Raw genomic sequence first — 16,734 nt, 5'->3', positions numbered from 1 at the left:
TCAGGCAACCGTCAGCGCAGACACCACCAGATCGCAGCTGCGCTGGGCATACGCCGTGAGCACGATGCGGATCTGCGGCAAATCACGGGCGAGTACGGCGGCGAGCAAGCGTTCGAACAGTTCGAGGAATTCGCTCATTTCCGCCTTGCGCTGTTCGAGGGCGAGGAAATACGCGCGGCTCATCGCCGGCTGGAGGTTCTCGACGGTTTCTTGCAGGTACGGATTGTTGGCAAACGGATAGGCGGCGCGCATCACCGCGAAGCTGTCATCGACGAAGCTGCGGATGTCGCCGCGTTCGTAATTGGCGGTCAGGCGCTGCTGGATCTGCACGAACGGCGCCATGTCCGACTGCACTTGCCAGCCATTGGCCACGGAATTGCCGAGCAGGATGTACAACTCGCTCATCAGCGTGCACAGGCTCTGCACCTTGTGCGGCGTCAGCTCGGTAACGTGGGCGCCACGACGCGGCAGGATCGCGATCAGGTGACGGCGCTCGAGGATCAGCAAGGCTTCGCGGACCGAACCGCGGCTGACGTTGAGCGCCAGCGTGACCTTCTGTTCCTGGATGCGCTCTCCTGGCTTCATTTCGCCACGAATGATGCGTTCGGCGAGGTGGTGAGCGATTTGCTCGGCGAGGCTGTCCGGCGCCTTGAACGTCATGGTTGTCCTTCAAACTCTATCGATCTGCACAAGCGGCGCAGTGTAGCGCAAATGCGCGGTCATGGCGGAGTGCCCACTCAGCGGTTTTTGGCACGAATCCCGCAAAAAAGCGCGGTGACCGATGAAGGTCAATACTGAATAGACACGCTGTTGATCGACGAAACGGATTTTCCTGACCTTTAAGTCAGAAAACCATTGACCGAAAAGTCAGACCTGCTAAATTCGGTTCACGTCGGTTAACAACAATAATGAGTCTGCGAGGCCTTCCGTGATCCAGTTTTTACTTAACCAGGAACTCCGTAGCGAGCACGCCCTGGACCCGAATCTGACTGTGCTCAATTACCTGCGCGAACACGTGGGCAAGCCCGGCACCAAAGAAGGTTGCGCCAGCGGTGACTGCGGCGCCTGCACCGTGGTGGTTGGCGAGTTGCAGACCGATGACACGGGGCGTGAACATATTCGCTATCGCAGCCTCAACTCGTGCCTGACTTTCGTCTCGTCCTTGCACGGCAAACAACTGATCAGCGTTGAAGACCTCAAGCACAAGGGCGAACTGCACAGCGTGCAGAAAGCCATGGTCGAGTGCCACGGTTCGCAGTGCGGTTTCTGCACCCCCGGTTTTGTGATGTCGTTGTTCGCCCTGCAAAAGAACAGCGATGCGCCGGATCAGGCCAAGGCCCACGAAGCGCTGGCCGGCAACCTCTGCCGCTGCACCGGCTACCGGCCGATTCTCGCCGCTGCCGAACAATCCTGCTGCGGCAAACCAGCGGATCAGTTCGACGCCCGCGAAGCCGAAACCATTGCCCGCCTCAAGGCCATCGCGCCGACCGATATCGGTGAACTCAACAGCGGTGACAAACGCTGCCTGGTGCCGCTGACCGTCGCTGACCTGGCCGACCTCTACGACGCTTATCCGCAAGCGCGGCTGCTCGCCGGCGGCACCGATCTGGCACTGGAAGTCACCCAGTTCCACCGCACTCTGCCGGTAATGATCTACGTCGGCAACGTCGCCGAAATGAAGCGCATCGAAACCTTCGATGACCGCATCGAAATCGGCGCCGCCACCGCTCTCTCCGACTGCTACGAGGCGTTGAATGCCGAGTACCCGGACTTCGGCGAATTGCTGCATCGCTTCGCTTCGCTGCAGATCCGCAATCAAGGAACCCTCGGCGGCAACATCGGCAACGCCTCGCCGATCGGTGACTCGCCACCGCTGCTGATCGCCCTCGGCGCGCAGATCGTGCTGTGCAAAGGCGAAACCCGCCGCACCTTGAACCTGGAAGATTACTTCATCGACTATCGCGTCACGGCGCGGCAGGAAAGCGAGTTCATCGAAAAAATCATCGTCCCGCGCGCCAGCGCCGAGCAGTTGTTCCGCGCCTATAAAGTGTCGAAGCGACTGGACGACGACATCTCCGCCGTCTGTGCCGCGTTCAATCTGCGCGTGGAAAATGGCGTGATCAGCGACGCCCGGGTGGCCTTCGGCGGCATGGCGGCGATTCCGAAACGCGCTGCGCACTGCGAAGCCGTGCTGCAAGGCGCGCCGTTCAACAACGCGGTGATCGAGCGCGCCTGCGCCGCGCTGGCCGAAGATTTCACACCGCTCTCGGACTTCCGCGCCAGCAAGGAATATCGCCTGCTCAGCGCGCAGAACCTGCTGCGCAAATACTTCATCGAACTGCAAACACCGCACATCGAGACTCGGGTGACCGCTTATGTCTAATCATCACGCCGTAGAGAAGACCCAGGCTGAATTGGCCGAATTGTTCGCCAAGGATCTGACCACCGGTGTCGGTCGCAGCGTCAAGCACGACAGCGCCGCCAAGCATGTGTCCGGTGAAGCGCAGTACATCGATGATCGGCTGGAATTTCCCAACCAATTGCACCTGTATGCGCGCCTGTCGGACCGTGCCCACGCGAAAATCCTCAGCATCGACACGTCGCCGTGCTACGCCTTCGAAGGCGTGCGCATTGTCATCACCCACGAAGACGTGCCGGGCCTGAAGGACATCGGCCCGCTGATGCCGGGTGACCCGCTGCTGGCCATCGATGACGTGCAGTTCGTCGGCCAGCCAGTGCTGGCAGTCGCGGCGAAAGATCTGGAAACCGCGCGCAAGGCAGCGATGGCGGCGATCATCGAATACGAAGATCTGGAACCGGTGCTCGACGTCGTCGATGCCCTGCGCAAGCGCCATTTCGTGCTCGACAGCCACACCCATCAGCGCGGCGACTCGGCTTCGGCGCTGGCCACGGCTGAACACCGCATTCAGGGCACGCTGCACATCGGCGGCCAGGAGCACTTCTATCTGGAGACGCAGATCTCCTCGGTGATGCCTACTGAAGACGGCGGCATGATCGTCTACTGCTCGACGCAGAACCCGACCGAAGTGCAGAAACTGGTCGCCGAAGTGCTCGACGTGTCGATGAACAAGATCGTTGTCGACATGCGCCGCATGGGCGGTGGTTTCGGCGGCAAGGAAACCCAGGCCGCGAGTCCGGCGTGCCTGTGCGCAGTGGTCGCGCACCTCACCGGCCAACCGACCAAGATGCGCCTGCCGCGTGTCGAAGACATGCTGATGACCGGCAAGCGCCACCCGTTCTACGTTGAATACGACGTCGGCTTCGACAGCAGCGGCCGTCTGCACGGGATCAACATGGAGCTGGCCGGCAACTGCGGCTGCTCGCCGGACTTGTCCGCCTCGATCGTTGACCGCGCGATGTTCCACTCGGACAACTCCTACTATCTCGGCGATGCGACCATCAACGGTCACCGCTGCAAGACCAACACCGCCTCGAACACCGCTTATCGTGGCTTCGGTGGCCCGCAAGGCATGGTCGCCATCGAGGAAGTGATGGACGCGATTGCCCGGCACTTGAAGCTCGATCCGCTGGCGGTGCGCAAGGCCAACTACTACGGCAAGACCGAGCGCAACGTCACCCACTACTACCAGACCGTCGAGCACAACATGCTCGAAGAGATGACCGCCGAACTGGAAGAAAGCAGCCAGTACGCCGAGCGCCGCGAAGCGATCCGTCGCTACAACGCCAACAGCCCGATCCTGAAAAAAGGCCTGGCGCTGACCCCGGTGAAATTCGGCATTTCCTTCACCGCGAGCTTCTTGAACCAGGCCGGTGCGCTGATCCACATCTACACCGACGGCAGCATCCACCTGAACCACGGCGGTACGGAAATGGGCCAGGGCCTGAACACCAAAGTCGCTCAGGTCGTGGCGGAAGTTTTTCAGGTCGAAATCGATCGTGTGCAGATCACCGCGACCAACACCGACAAAGTGCCGAACACCTCGCCGACCGCTGCTTCCAGCGGTGCTGACCTGAACGGCAAAGCCGCGCAGAACGCAGCACAGACCATCAAGCAACGCCTGGTCGAATTCGCCGCGCGGCACTACAAGGTCAGCGAAGAAGACGTCGAATTCCGCAACGGCCACGTGCGGGTGCGCGAGCAGATCCTGACGTTCGAAGCGCTGATCCAGCAGGCGTATTTCAATCAGGTTTCGCTGTCGAGCACTGGCTTCTACAAGACCCCGAAAATCTACTACGACCGCAGTCAGGCGCGGGGCCGTCCGTTCTATTACTTCGCCTTTGGCGCAGCCTGCTGCGAAGTGATCGTCGACACCCTGACCGGCGAGTACAAGATGCTGCGCACCGACATCCTGCATGACGTCGGCGCCTCGCTGAACCCGTCGATCGACATCGGTCAGGTCGAGGGTGGTTTCGTGCAAGGTATGGGCTGGCTGACCATGGAAGAGCTGGTCTGGAACAACAAAGGCAAGCTGATGACCAACGGCCCGGCCAGCTACAAGATCCCGGCGGTGGCGGACATGCCGCTGGATCTGCGAGTGAAGCTGGTGGAAAACCGCAAGAACCCGGAAGACACGGTGTTCCATTCCAAAGCTGTCGGTGAACCGCCGTTCATGCTCGGCATCGCCGCGTGGTGTGCGATCAAGGATGCGGTGGCGAGCCTCGGTGATTATCAGCATCAGCCGAAAATCGACGCGCCAGCCACGCCGGAGCGGGTGTTGTGGGGTTGCGAGCAGATGCGTCAGCTCAAAGCGGTGAAAGCCGTCGAAGCTGAAACCGAGCTGGCTCCGCTCTAGGACCGAGGCGCGGCCATTCGCGAGCAGGCTCGCTCCCACATTTGGAATGCATTGCCAATGTGGGAGCGAGCCTGCTCGCGAAGAGGCCGGCACAGACAACGAAGATGTCGAGGTGAACATGTACAACTGGATCGACGCCCTCGCCGACCTGCAGAATCAGGGCGAGCCCTGTGTGCTGGTGACGATCATCGAAGAACTCGGTTCGACGCCACGCAACGCCGGCTCGAAAATGGTCGTCAGTGCCGACCGCCTGTTCGACACTATTGGTGGCGGGCATCTGGAATTCAAAGCCATGCAGATCGCCCGCGAGATGCTCGCCAGCGGTAAGCAGGACACCCATCTGGAGCGCTTCAGCCTCGGCGCCAGTCTCGGCCAGTGCTGCGGTGGCGCTACGGTGTTGCTGTTCGAACCGATGGGCCAGGTGCAGGCGCAGATTGCCGTGTTCGGTGCCGGCCATGTCGGTCGCGCCCTCGTGCCGCTGCTGGCCAGCCTGCCCTGCCGGGTGCGCTGGATCGATTCGCGCGAGGCGGAGTTCCCCGAACACATTCCCCACGGCGTGCGTAAAATCGTCAGCGAAGAGCCGGTGGACGAAGTCGATGATCTGCCTGCCGGCAGCTACTGCATCGTCATGACCCACAACCATCAGCTCGATCTGGAGCTGACCGCGGCGATTCTCAAGCGTAACGATTTCACTTGGTTCGGCCTGGTCGGCTCGAAAACCAAACGCGCCAAATTCGAACACCGTCTGCGTGATCGTGGTTTCGACCCGAGCGTGGTGCAGCGCATGCGCTGCCCGATGGGCATCGGCGAAGTCAAAGGCAAACTGCCTGTGGAAATCGCCATCTCCATCGCCGGCGAAATCATCGCCACTTACAACGCCAATTTCGGCCAGCACAGCGCCCGCGCCGAACCGATTGCCCGACTGCTGCCCGCCTCGCGCCGCAGTCAGGCCGCCAAACTCAAAGCCTCAAACTGATTAGAGAACCCTCATGCCTCTGACTCGCAAAGCCTACCGCGCCGCCATCCTGCACAGCATCGCCGACCCTGCCGAAGTCGGCATCGAAGCCTCCTATGAATATTTCGAGGATGGCCTGCTGGTGATCGACGACGGCAAGATCAGCGCCCTCGGCCACGCCAGCGAACTGCTGCCGACCCTGCCGGCGGATATCGAGATCAACCATTATCAGGATGCGCTGATCACCCCGGGCTTTATCGACACGCACATTCACCTGCCGCAGACCGGCATGGTCGGCTCCTATGGCGAGCAACTGCTCGACTGGCTGAACACCTACACCTTTCCCTGCGAAAGCGAGTTTGGCGACAAGGCCCACGCCGACGAAGTGGCGGACATCTTTATCAAGGAACTGCTGCGCAACGGCACCACCACGGCGCTGGTGTTCGGCAGCGTGCATCCGCAGTCAGTCAATTCGTTTTTCGAAGCCGCTGAAAAGCTCGACCTGCGCATGATCGCCGGCAAGGTGATGATGGACCGCAATGCCCCGGACTATCTGGTCGATACCGCCGAATCCAGCTACGTCGACAGCAAGGCGCTGATCGAGCGCTGGCACGGCAAGGGCCGCTTGCACTATGCGGTCACGCCGCGCTTCGCCCCCACCAGCACCCCGGAACAACTGACCCTCGCCGGGCAATTGCTGACGGAATACCCGGATCTGTACATGCAGACCCACATCAGCGAAAACCTCAAGGAAATCGAGTGGGTCAAAGAGCTGTTCCCGGAGCGCAAGGGTTACCTCGACGTCTACGATCATTACCAGTTGCTCGGCGAGCGCTCGGTATTCGCCCACGGCGTGCACCTGTGTGACGAAGAATGCGCGCGACTGGCGGAAACCGGCTCGGCGATCTCGTTCTGCCCGACCTCGAACCTGTTCCTCGGCAGCGGCCTGTTCAATTTGCCGATGGCCGAGAAGCACAAGCTCAATGTCGGCCTCGGTACCGACGTCGGCGGCGGTACCAGTTTCTCCCTGCTGCAAACCCTCAACGAAGCCTACAAGGTCATGCAACTGCAGGGCGCGCGGTTGAGCCCGTTCAAGTCGCTGTACCTGGCAACCCTGGGTGGGGCGCGGGCGCTGCGTCTGGAAGACAGGATCGGCAATCTGCAACCGGGCTCCGATGCCGACTTCCTGGTACTGGATTACAACGCCACGCCGCTGCTGAGTTATCGCTTGAAGCAGTCGAATAACATTGCCGAGACGTTGTTTGTACTGATGACACTGGGGGATGACCGCACGGTGGCGCAGACGTATGCGGCGGGGGCGCTGGTGCATCAGCGCTAACCTCTTCGCACTGATCGTTCCCACGCTCTGCGTGGGAACGATCATCCCCGGAGGTGTGTACCCCGGGGGATTTTTGTTGCGGTCAGGGGGCTATCGCTGGCAAGCCAGCTCCCACAGGGTTTTGTGGGGTTCACCAAATCTGCGATACACCGAGAAACCTGTGGGAGCTGGCTTGCCAGCGATTGGGGCAACTCGGTTTCAGATCAGAGCTTGGCCGCTGGACGCCCCGGCTTCTTGGTCTGCAACAAATGCGAGAACACCGCATGCAGATCATCCGACGCGCCTTCCTCGTCGAGGTTGAGCTTGCTGTCGATGTGATCCATGTGATGCATCATCAGATTCACCGCCAGTTCGCCGTCGCGCTTTTCAATGGCGTCGATCAACTGCGTGTGTTCGTCGTACGAGCAGTGCGAGCGGTTGCCGCTTTCATACTGGGCGATGATCAGCGAGGTCTGCGAAACCAGGCTGCGCTGGAAGCTGATCAACGGTGCGTTCATCGCCGCTTCCGCCAGTTTCAGGTGGAATTCGCCCGACAGACGAATACCGGCACCGCGATCGCCGCGCGAGAAACTGTCGCGCTCATCGTTGACCATCTGCCGCAGTTCGGCGATCTGCTCGGCCGTGGCGTGCTGAACGGCCAATTCAGTGATCGCACGCTCGACCAGACGGCGGGCGAGGAACACTTGACGCGCCTCTTCAACGCTCGGGCTGGCGACGACGGCGCCACGATTCGGCCGCAACAGCACCACGCCTTCATGGGCCAGACGCGACAGCGCGCGGCGAATGATGGTGCGGCTGACCCCGAAGATTTCCCCCAGCGCTTCTTCGCTCAACTTGGTGCCGGGCGCCAGGCGCTGTTCGAGGATGGCCTCGAAGATATGCGCGTAGACAATATCGTCCTGGGTTCCGCTGCGGCCGGCTTTGCCTGCTCGCGGTTGTTTCTTGAGGGGTTGCAACTGTTCGTTCATGGGCACTCGAGTCGGGAAAACTGCGGCGAATAGACCGTGACTGTAATACGGCACAGTAGGTCGCTGGCAAGTATCGCGTAAAAAACAGCGCGATTGTACACAATGAATGGTGGCAACACGACTGTACGGCTGTTTGCGCCTGCGGCTGTATTGCAACGGTTTGTCAGGTTTGAGTTTAGGCTTGATCGCAGAATCCGCCTTCTACGCACAATCCCTTATGTAGGAGCTGCCGAAGGCTGCGATCTTTTGATCTTGCTTCTTAGAATCAAAGTCAAAAGATCGCGGCCTTCGGCAGCTCCTACAGGGATTCGTGTTGTGGCGGACATCTCCATTGCTATAAGGAACACCGCCGTCATGACCGACGCCACCCACGCCCGCCTGCGCCCTCTGGCCGACACTTCGCCTTCCGCCATCGTCGCCGGTTTCATCGCGATGATGACCGGTTACACCAGTTCGCTGGTGCTGATGTTCCAGGCCGGGCAAGCGGCCGGCCTGAGCAGCGGGCAGATTTCCTCGTGGATCTGGGCGATTTCGATCGGCATGGCGGTGTGTTCGATTGGCCTGTCGCTGCGCTATCGCACGCCGATCACCATCGCCTGGTCGACCCCCGGCGCAGCGTTGCTGATCACCAGCCTGGGCGGCGTCAGTTACGGCGAGGCGATCGGCGCCTACATCACGTGTGCGGTACTGGTGACGATCTGCGGCCTGACCGGCAGCTTCGAACGGCTGGTGAAAAAGATCCCGGCCTCTTTGGCGGCAGCTCTGCTGGCAGGGATTCTGTTCAAGATCGGCAGCGAAATCTTCGTTGCCGCGCAACACCGTACCGGGCTGGTGCTGGGGATGTTCTTCACTTATCTGCTGGTCAAACGCCTGTCGCCACGCTATGCCGTGCTCGCGGCGCTGCTGATCGGCACCGCGCTGTCGGGCTTCATGGGGCTGCTGGATTTCAGCGGCTTTCACCTGGAAGTGGCCACCCCGGTGTGGACCACGCCGCACTTCTCCCTGGCCGCTACCATCAGCATCGGCATTCCCCTGTTCGTGGTGGCGATGACCTCGCAGAACATGCCCGGCATCGCCGTGCTGCGCGCCGATGGCTATAACGTTCCGGCCTCGCCACTGATCACCACCACCGGCATCGCCTCGCTGTTGCTGGCGCCGTTCGGCTCCCACGGTATTAACCTCGCGGCGATCAGCGCGGCGATCTGCACCGGCCCGCATGCCCATGAAGATCGCAACAAGCGCTACACCGCAGCGGTCTGGTGCGGGGTGTTCTACGGGATTGCCGGGGTGTTCGGCGCGACGTTGGCGGCATTGTTTGCGGCGTTGCCGAAAGAACTGGTGCTGTCGATTGCCGCGCTGGCGCTGTTCGGCTCGATCATCAATGGCTTGAGCATTGCCATGAACGAGGTGAAGGAACGGGAAGCGGCGTTGATCACCTTTATGGTCACGGCGTCCGGGCTGACGCTATTTTCCATTGGTTCGGCGTTCTGGGGGATCGTGGCGGGGGTTTTGACGCTGGTGATTTTGAATTGGCGTAAAGCCTAGAAGCAAAGATCGCAGCCTCGCTGCACTCGACAGCTCCTACAGGGGATCGCGAACACAGGTAGGAGCTGACGAGTGCAACGAGGCTGCGATCTTTTGATCCACGAAAAAAAACGGCGACCCTCAGGTCGCCGTTTTTTTCAGTATCACTTGGCCGCGTTGATCGGCTTTTCCGGATACCACACGTCCAGCAGCGGGCTGACTTCGTACTTGGTCAGCTCGGAGCGGTTTTTCAGCCAGGCTTCAACGGCAGCGCGCTGCTCTTCGTTGACCGAGCCACGCTTCTGCAGGCACACCAGACCGAAGTCGTCGCCGCCAACATAACCCAGACCGTTGGCTTCCATGGCTTCTTTGATGAATGCTTCGAGGAAAGCGTCAATGGCTTCTTCGGACAAGTCTTCTTTGAAGTCCAGGTTCAGTTCGAAACCCAGCTCTTGAAATTCATCTACGCACAGTTTTTTGCGCAGACGCTGGGAACGGTTAGTCGCCATTGGAACAATCCTCTTAAGTAATAACGGCCGGCACTTTACCAGTTTAAGCCGGCGATTGCCCGACTCTCTGGTCGCTGCGGCCGACCGCCTGCAAAAAAATAAGCGATTGGCCGGTCGCGACACGGCACAAGCTGTTACAGCTTGGGGCATAATGCCGACACTTTCATGACCACTGAGGGCCTTTTCATCCATGTCCTCGTCTTTTTTCCCCTCTTTTGCAGGGTTTTATTGCATATGATCAAATCGTTGCGTCCACTGTTTCTCGCCGGCCTTCTTCTGCCTCTGGCCCTGCCTGTCTCCGCTGCCACCATCAACACTTCCCTCACCCCGAACGTCGAAAAAGCCCTCAAAGCCAGCAAGCTGCAGCCCACTGCGCTGTCGCTGGTGATGGTGCCGCTCGACGGTCCGGGCACGCCGACGGTGTTCAACGCCGACGTCTCGGTCAATCCGGCCTCGACGATGAAACTGGTCACCACTTACGCGGCGCTGGAAATGCTCGGCCCCAACCATCAGTGGAAAACCGAGTTCTACACCGATGGCACCCTGAGCGGCGGCATTCTCAACGGCAACCTTTACCTCAAGGGCGGCGGTGACCCGAAGCTGAACATGGAGAAACTCTGGCTGTTGATGCGCGACCTGCGCGCCAACGGCGTGACCCAGATTACCGGCGACCTGATTCTCGACCGCAACTTCTTCGTGCAGCCGCAATTGCCGGAATTCAACGATGACGGCAACGACGACAACAAGCCGTTCCTGGTCAAGCCCGACTCGCTGCTGGTCAACCTCAAGGCCCTGCGCTTCGTCGCACGTAATGACGGTGGCCGCGTGTTGATTTCGGTTGAGCCGCCGATCGCGAACATCCGCATCGAAAACACCGTCAAAGCCCTGCCGTCCAAGCAATGCACCGGCGGCGTGCGCTATAACCCGGTGCCGCAGGCCGATGGCAGCGTGACCGTAACCGTCGGCGGCCAGTTGGGCGAAGGCTGCAGCTCGCAGACTTACCTGTCGCTGCTCGACCACGCGACCTACACCGCCGGCGCTGTGCGGGCGATCTGGAAGGAACTGGGTGGCAGCATTCAGGGCAAGGATCGTCTGGCGCCGACGCCGAGCAGCGCCAAACTGCTTGCCCGCGCGTACTCGCCGGATCTGGCCGAGATCATCCGCGACATCAACAAATACAGTAACAACACCATGGCCCAGCAGCTGTTCCTCAGCCTTGGCCAGCGTTTCCGCAACGATGCCGACGGTGATGACGCGCGGGCTGCGCAGCGCGTGGTGCGTCAGTGGCTGGCGAAGAAAGGCATCACCGCGCCGCATCTGGTCATGGAGAACGGCTCCGGTCTGTCCCGTGCCGAGCGGGTCAGTGCACGTGAGATGGCCAACATGCTGCAAGCCGCCTGGCACAGCCCGTACGCCGCCGAATACATCAGCTCGCTGCCGATTGCCGGCACCGACGGCACCATGCGCAAACGCCTGAAAACCACGGCGATGCGCGGCGAAGCCCACGTCAAGACCGGCACCCTGAACACCGTGCGCGCGATCGCCGGTTTCAGTCGCGATGTGAATGGCAATACCTGGGCGGTGGTGGCGATCCTCAACGACAAGGCCCCGTTCGGCGCCTCGTCGGTGCTCGATCAGGTGCTGCTGGATCTGTACAAACAGCCGAAACTGCCGCAGACCGCTTCGGTGCTGTAAGCGCAGCAGATGCAATTGTGGGAGCGAGCCTGCTCGCGAAGACGTCGGTTCAGTCAGCTTGTTCAGTGACTGTCACACCGCTTTCGCGAGCAGGCTCGCTCCCACAGAAAATCAGCGCCAGGTCCCCTCTGCCCCACAGGGTCAGGTGTCAGGTTCGAATCAGCTCATCTCCCGCTCAACCCGATCCCGGCCATTCTGCTTCGCTGCATAAACCCCTGAGTCAGCGCGCAGCAACAGCGCATCCGCGCCCTCCCCCGGGCGCCAACTGGCGATGCCGAAACTGGCGGTGACTACGCCGACCACGTCCACCGGCGCGCCGCGCAAACCTTCCCACAATTCCCTCGCCAGCATGTAGGCGTGTTCGCCGTCGATGTCCGGGCACAGCACCATGAACTCTTCACCGCCCAAACGGCAGAACACGTCGGTGCGGCGCAGGCGATGGCCGATCCGTTCGCAAACTGCTTGCAGCACGCGGTCGCCGACGGCGTGGCCGAACTGATCGTTGATGCGTTTGAAGTGGTCGATGTCGAGCATGATCACCGACAACTCACCGCCGCCACGCTCAACCCGGGCCATTTCGGTGGTCAGGCGTTCCTGGAAATAGCGGCGATTGTGAATGCCGGTCAGCGAATCGGTGATCGACAACGCGCGCAATTCTTCTTCCACGCGCTTGAGGTCAGAAATATCCGAGATATAACCGTGCCACAGCACCCCGCCGCCCGGCAGCTCTTCCGGTGTCGCCTCGCCGCGCACCCAGCGCAGGCCGCGTTCAGGCAGTTGCACGCGGTATTCCTCGCGCCACGGGCTGAGGTTTTCCGCCGATTCGCGGATCGAGCTGCGCACGCGAATCGCGTCCTGCGGGTGAATGCGGCTGAAAATCGCCTCGGAGTCGAGCAGCAGCACATCCGGCTCCAACTCGTAGATTTCGCGGATGCCATCGCTGGCGTAGATCACGCTGAAGCGTCCGTCGAATTCCATCTTGAATTGGTAGATGCCACCGGGAACATGGGCGCTGAGCTTCTTCAGCAACGTGTCGCGTGCTGCCAGCACTTCGTGCACGCGTTTGCGCTCGGTGATGTCGATGCAGATCGCCAGATGACCGACCCACAGGCCTTGCTCGTCAAGCACCGGGGTGGCGAGCATGTTCACCGGCAGATGACTGCCATCGCTGCGTACCAGGGTCCATTCGCGTGCTTCATGACCGCCGACTTCGCCGCCCTCGACCAGCATCGCGTGGCAGGTCGGAATGCTTTTGCCGTAGCGCGCGCTCAGCTCCGCCGAACGCGCCGCCAGCTCCCGGGGTAAATGCAGGTTCTCCAGGGTCATGCGCCCGACCACTTCGGCGCTGCTGTAGCCGAGCATTTGCTCGGCGCCGGGGTTGAAGGTGTTGATCACGCCGCGCAGGTCGGTGGCGATGATCGCGACCTGGGTGGCGGCATTCAGCACGCCGCGCAACTGACCGTGGGTGCCGCGCAGTTCCTGCTCGCGCTCGTGCAATTCCTGGGTGCGCACCTCGACCAGCCGCACCGCGCGCTGGCGCTGGCTGACCAGCACGTAAAGCAAGGCGCTGAGCAATGCGCTGAGCAAGCCGCCAAGAATGATCACGCTGCCCACCGACGAATGGTTGGCCTGCATGAACGCCTCGCTCGGAAGGATATCGACCTGATAGTCGTGGTCGGCCATGCGCAGCAAGCGCGTCGCCGCCAGATCGCCGGGCACCGCCTCGTTGCTCGATTCGAACAGCGCCTCGTGCTGATCCTGGGTCGACAGGTCGAGAATGCGCACCGACAGGTAATCGTGCAGGGCATCGGGCAAACCGTCGGCGAGCAACTGGCGCATGCTGATCACCGCCATCACATAGCCGAACGGCTGCGACTCTCCAGCGCGACTGACCGGCGCCAGTAGCAACACCCCACGCGCGTAGGACGGCTCAATCCCGACCAGGTGCATCGGTTGCGACACCGCCATGCTGCCGAGCTGGTCGGCGCGTTGCAGGGTTTCGCGGCGCAAGGGTTGGGCGAGCAAGTCATAACCCAGTGGTGGCGCCAATCGGCTTTGGGTCTGGGTGTACAGCACCGGCACATATGCGTCGCGCGCTGCCGCCAGTTGCAGCTCGCCATTGGCGTCCAGTTCGCGAATGGTGAAATTGCTCAGGCCCTCATCACGCACCTGCTGTTCGAACGCGGCTCGCTCAGCACCGGGGACTCTCGGCGCGAAGGTATAGGCCTGGGTGCGCAGCAATAAAGGACGGGAGTAGCCGTCGAATTCGGCGCGGGACACAGATTCGGAGTTGGCGAAGAACCGGCGCAGACCATCGAGACGTTGCTCCTGATCCTGAAAACGTTCGGCGATGCGGCTGTAGCGTTCGTTGGCCAGCAGTTGAAAGCGCTGACGCGATTGTTGCTGAAACTGGTTGAAGGTGCCCCATGCGAGCAGCCCGGTGAGAATCCCGCCGGCAAGCAACACCAGCAAAGCGACCAGCCAGGCTGAGACGTCTTCACTGATGAAACCGAGGATTTTCGGGCGCACGGGGTGTAACGGCATAAGCACGACTCACTCCGCCAGATTTGCGGGAAAACCCCATTGGCGGTGTGTGAGTTATAGCTATTAGCCACTAATTTAGCCAGCACCGCTGGATCCACCGAGCCGTTAAAAATCAAGGCTCTGTGGATCCAACCAGTGAAAGCGTCAACGAGCCGTGATTTTCCAGGCGCGGTGGATCTTGGTATTGCGGGCGAAATCCGGATCAATGGTCTGCGCACTGATTTCCTCGACCGCATAACGCTCGGCGAGGTTTTCCTCCAACTGGAACTTGCGGAAGTTGTTGGAGAAATACAGCACGCCACCCGGTGCCAGCCGCGCCATCGCCAGATCGATCAACTGCACCTGGTCGCGCTGTACGTCGAAGATGCCTTCCATGCGCTTGGAGTTGGAGAACGTCGGCGGGTCGATGAAGATCAGGTCGTATTCGTCGCGGCTGCTTTCCAGCCACGCCATCACATCGCCCTGCTCCAGACGGTTCTTGTCCGAGAAGCCGTTCAGCGACAGGTTGCGTCGCGCCCAGTCCAGATAGGTTTTCGACAGGTCGACGCTGGTGGTGCTGCGCGCGCCGCCCTTGGCCGCGTGCACGCTGGCGGTCGCGGTGTAGCAGAACAGATTGAGGAAGCGCTTGCCGGCCGCCTCTTTCTGGATACGCATGCGCATCGGCCGGTGGTCGAGGAACAACCCGGTATCGAGGTAATCGGTGAGGTTGACCAGCAGCTTCACGCCACCTTCATTGACTTCGACGAACTTGCCCTGCGCAGCCTGACGCTCGTACTGCTTGGTGCCGCTCTGCCGCTCGCGGCGCTTGACCACCACGCGGTTCTTGTCGACGTTCAACGCCTGCGGGATTGCCGCCAAAGCGTCGAACATGCGCGCCGAGGCTTTTTCCGGGTCGATGGATTTCGGCGCGGCGTATTCCTGAACGTGCACCCAGTCGTGGTACAGGTCGATGGCCATCGCGTATTCAGGCATGTCGGCATCATAGACGCGGTAGCAATCGATGCCTTCGCGCTTGACCCACTTGCCCATCGCCTTGAGATTTTTCTGCAAGCGATTGGCAAACATCTGCCCGCCTTCACTCAGGCGCGGCTGTTCGATCACTGGCGCCGGGGCTGGCGTCGGCTTGATCGGGTTGCCGTTCTTGTTGAACTTGCGCTCTTGCGGCTCGTCCGGGGTCTGGTCGTAAGCCGCTTGCTCGCGCTCGGCCTGGCGCTGTTCCGGAGTGCGGCGTTCGCCAGTGACGAACTGATCGGGCAGAACCTTGATCAGCAGCAGCTTGCACGGCAGCGCGCCGTTCCAGAACGAATATTGTTTATGGCTGCGGATACCCATGCGCTTGCCCAGATCCGGGGCGCCGGTGAACACCGCCGCTTCCCAGTTCAGGCAGGCCTGACGCAGACGCTCGCCGAGGTTCTGATAGAGATACAGCAGGCTGGCTTCGTCACCGAGACGCTCGCCGTACGGCGGGTTGCAGATGACCAGACCTTTCTGGTTCTGATCCGGGCGAGGCTCGAAGGTCGCCACTTCGCCCTGGTAAATCTTGATCCACTCGCTGAGGCCGGCGCGCTCAACGTTATTGCGGCCTGGCTGAATCAGTCGTGGATCGGCTTCGTAACCGCGAATCCACAGCGGCGGTTTGGCCAGACCGGCGGCGGCACGCTCGACGGCTTCTTCGTGGAGTTTTTTCCACAGTGCCGGCACATGACCGAGCCACGCGGTAAAGCCCCACTGCTCGCGACGCAGGTTCGGCGCCATGTCGGCGGCAATCATCCCCGCTTCGACGAGAAACGTACCGACACCGCACATCGGGTCAGCCAGCGCGCCGCCCTCGGCAGCAATACGCGGCCAACCGGAACGAATGAGGATTGCCGCCGCGAGGTTTTCCTTCAGCGGCGCCGCGCCCTGCTGCAAGCGATAGCCGCGCTGGTGCAGGCTGTGGCCGGAGAGGTCGAGGGAGAGAATCGCTTCGCCGCGATCCAGACGCAGGTGAATGCGCAGGTCCGGGTTGAGCTTGTCGATGGATGGACGATCACCCTGTGGCGTGCGCAGTTTGTCGACGATGGCATCTTTGACTTTCAGCGCGCCGAAGTGGGTGTTGTCGATGCCCGAGCCGTGGCCGCTGAATTCGACGGCGAGGGTGCCGTCGCTGAGCATGTGATCCTGCCAGTCGATGTCGAGCACGCCGTGATAGAGGTCTTCGGCGTCCTTCATCGGGAAACGCTTGAGCACCAGCAACACCCGGTTGGCCAGACGCGACCAGAGGCACAGGCGATAGGCGGTTTCCATGGTCGCCATGCCACGCACGGCGGAGGTGTGCTCGCGCGCTTCTTCAAGGCCAAGCCCGACGGCTTCCTCGATGAGCAGGCCTTCAAGGCCTTTGGGGCAAGTGAGGAAGAGTTCGAAACGATCGGACATGGTAATTCCA

Annotated in this window: 11 protein-coding genes; 6 read left to right on the top strand and 5 right to left on the bottom strand. The window is 61.2% G+C overall.

The window, feature by feature from the left end; translation table 11 throughout:
• Entirely contained in the window at positions 1-660 is a 660-nt protein-coding gene (locus tag FEE99_RS13820; RefSeq protein WP_039763015.1) for a GntR family transcriptional regulator, read from the bottom strand.
• A 268-nt stretch (positions 661-928) separates the two neighbouring features.
• Between FEE99_RS13820 and xdhA the strand changes: the two genes are divergently transcribed.
• The 4 genes from xdhA (at position 929) to guaD (ending at position 7,069) form a co-directional block, all read left to right on the top strand.
• Positions 929-2,383 carry a xanthine dehydrogenase small subunit gene (xdhA, locus tag FEE99_RS13815; RefSeq protein ID WP_041479109.1) on the top strand — a complete coding sequence of 485 codons (1,455 nt, stop codon included), beginning with the start codon at positions 929-931 and terminating at the stop codon, positions 2,381-2,383.
• Positions 2,376-4,775: a xanthine dehydrogenase molybdopterin binding subunit gene (xdhB, locus tag FEE99_RS13810; RefSeq protein ID WP_041479111.1), complete on the top strand. Its 2,400-nt coding sequence runs from the start codon at positions 2,376-2,378 to the stop codon at positions 4,773-4,775. Before xdhA ends, xdhB begins: the two co-directional genes overlap by 8 nt.
• A 118-nt stretch (positions 4,776-4,893) precedes the next feature.
• Positions 4,894-5,751, top strand: a complete 858-nt coding sequence (gene xdhC / locus FEE99_RS13805; RefSeq protein WP_041479112.1) for a xanthine dehydrogenase accessory protein XdhC — start codon at positions 4,894-4,896, stop codon at positions 5,749-5,751.
• Positions 5,752-5,764: 13 nt separating this feature from the next.
• Positions 5,765-7,069 (top strand): guanine deaminase, encoded by a 1,305-nt coding sequence (gene guaD, locus FEE99_RS13800; RefSeq protein ID WP_041479114.1) that lies wholly within the window; start codon positions 5,765-5,767, stop codon positions 7,067-7,069.
• 203 nt (positions 7,070-7,272) lie between these two features.
• Here guaD and FEE99_RS13795 read toward each other — a convergent pair whose 3' ends face one another.
• Positions 7,273-8,037, bottom strand: coding sequence for a GntR family transcriptional regulator (locus tag FEE99_RS13795; protein WP_007918375.1), 765 nt, complete (start codon positions 8,035-8,037; stop codon positions 7,273-7,275).
• 354 nt (positions 8,038-8,391) lie between these two features.
• Between FEE99_RS13795 and FEE99_RS13790 the strand changes: the two genes are divergently transcribed.
• Complete coding sequence (locus FEE99_RS13790) at positions 8,392-9,582, top strand: benzoate/H(+) symporter BenE family transporter (protein ID WP_041479116.1); 1,191 nt, start codon at positions 8,392-8,394, stop codon at positions 9,580-9,582.
• Between the two features lie 143 nt (positions 9,583-9,725).
• On the opposite strand, the gene FEE99_RS13785 is transcribed toward FEE99_RS13790, so the two are convergent.
• A complete protein-coding gene (locus tag FEE99_RS13785; protein WP_016773843.1) occupies positions 9,726-10,070 on the bottom strand; it encodes a YggL family protein in 345 nt (114 codons plus the stop codon).
• Positions 10,071-10,304: 234 nt separating this feature from the next.
• Here FEE99_RS13785 and dacB point away from each other — a divergent pair, with 234 nt between their 5' ends.
• Positions 10,305-11,765, top strand: a complete 1,461-nt coding sequence (gene dacB, locus FEE99_RS13780) for a D-alanyl-D-alanine carboxypeptidase/D-alanyl-D-alanine endopeptidase (RefSeq protein ID WP_041479117.1) — start codon at positions 10,305-10,307, stop codon at positions 11,763-11,765.
• 159 nt (positions 11,766-11,924) lie between these two features.
• Here the strand turns inward: dacB and FEE99_RS13775 are convergent, their stop codons facing one another.
• On the bottom strand, positions 11,925-14,309 hold the full coding sequence (locus tag FEE99_RS13775) for a sensor domain-containing diguanylate cyclase (RefSeq protein ID WP_041479119.1): 2,385 nt from the start codon (positions 14,307-14,309) through the stop codon (positions 11,925-11,927).
• Positions 14,310-14,453: 144 nt separating this feature from the next.
• Entirely contained in the window at positions 14,454-16,724 is a 2,271-nt protein-coding gene (gene rlmKL, locus FEE99_RS13770; protein ID WP_024012311.1) for a bifunctional 23S rRNA (guanine(2069)-N(7))-methyltransferase RlmK/23S rRNA (guanine(2445)-N(2))-methyltransferase RlmL, read from the bottom strand.
• Positions 16,725-16,734: the final 10 nt, after the last annotated feature.

The organism is Pseudomonas sp. ef1 (genome assembly GCF_007293365.2).
Lineage (GTDB): Bacteria > Pseudomonadota > Gammaproteobacteria > Pseudomonadales > Pseudomonadaceae > Aquipseudomonas > Aquipseudomonas siliginis.
This window is presented reverse-complemented; position numbering and strand designations above follow the sequence as displayed.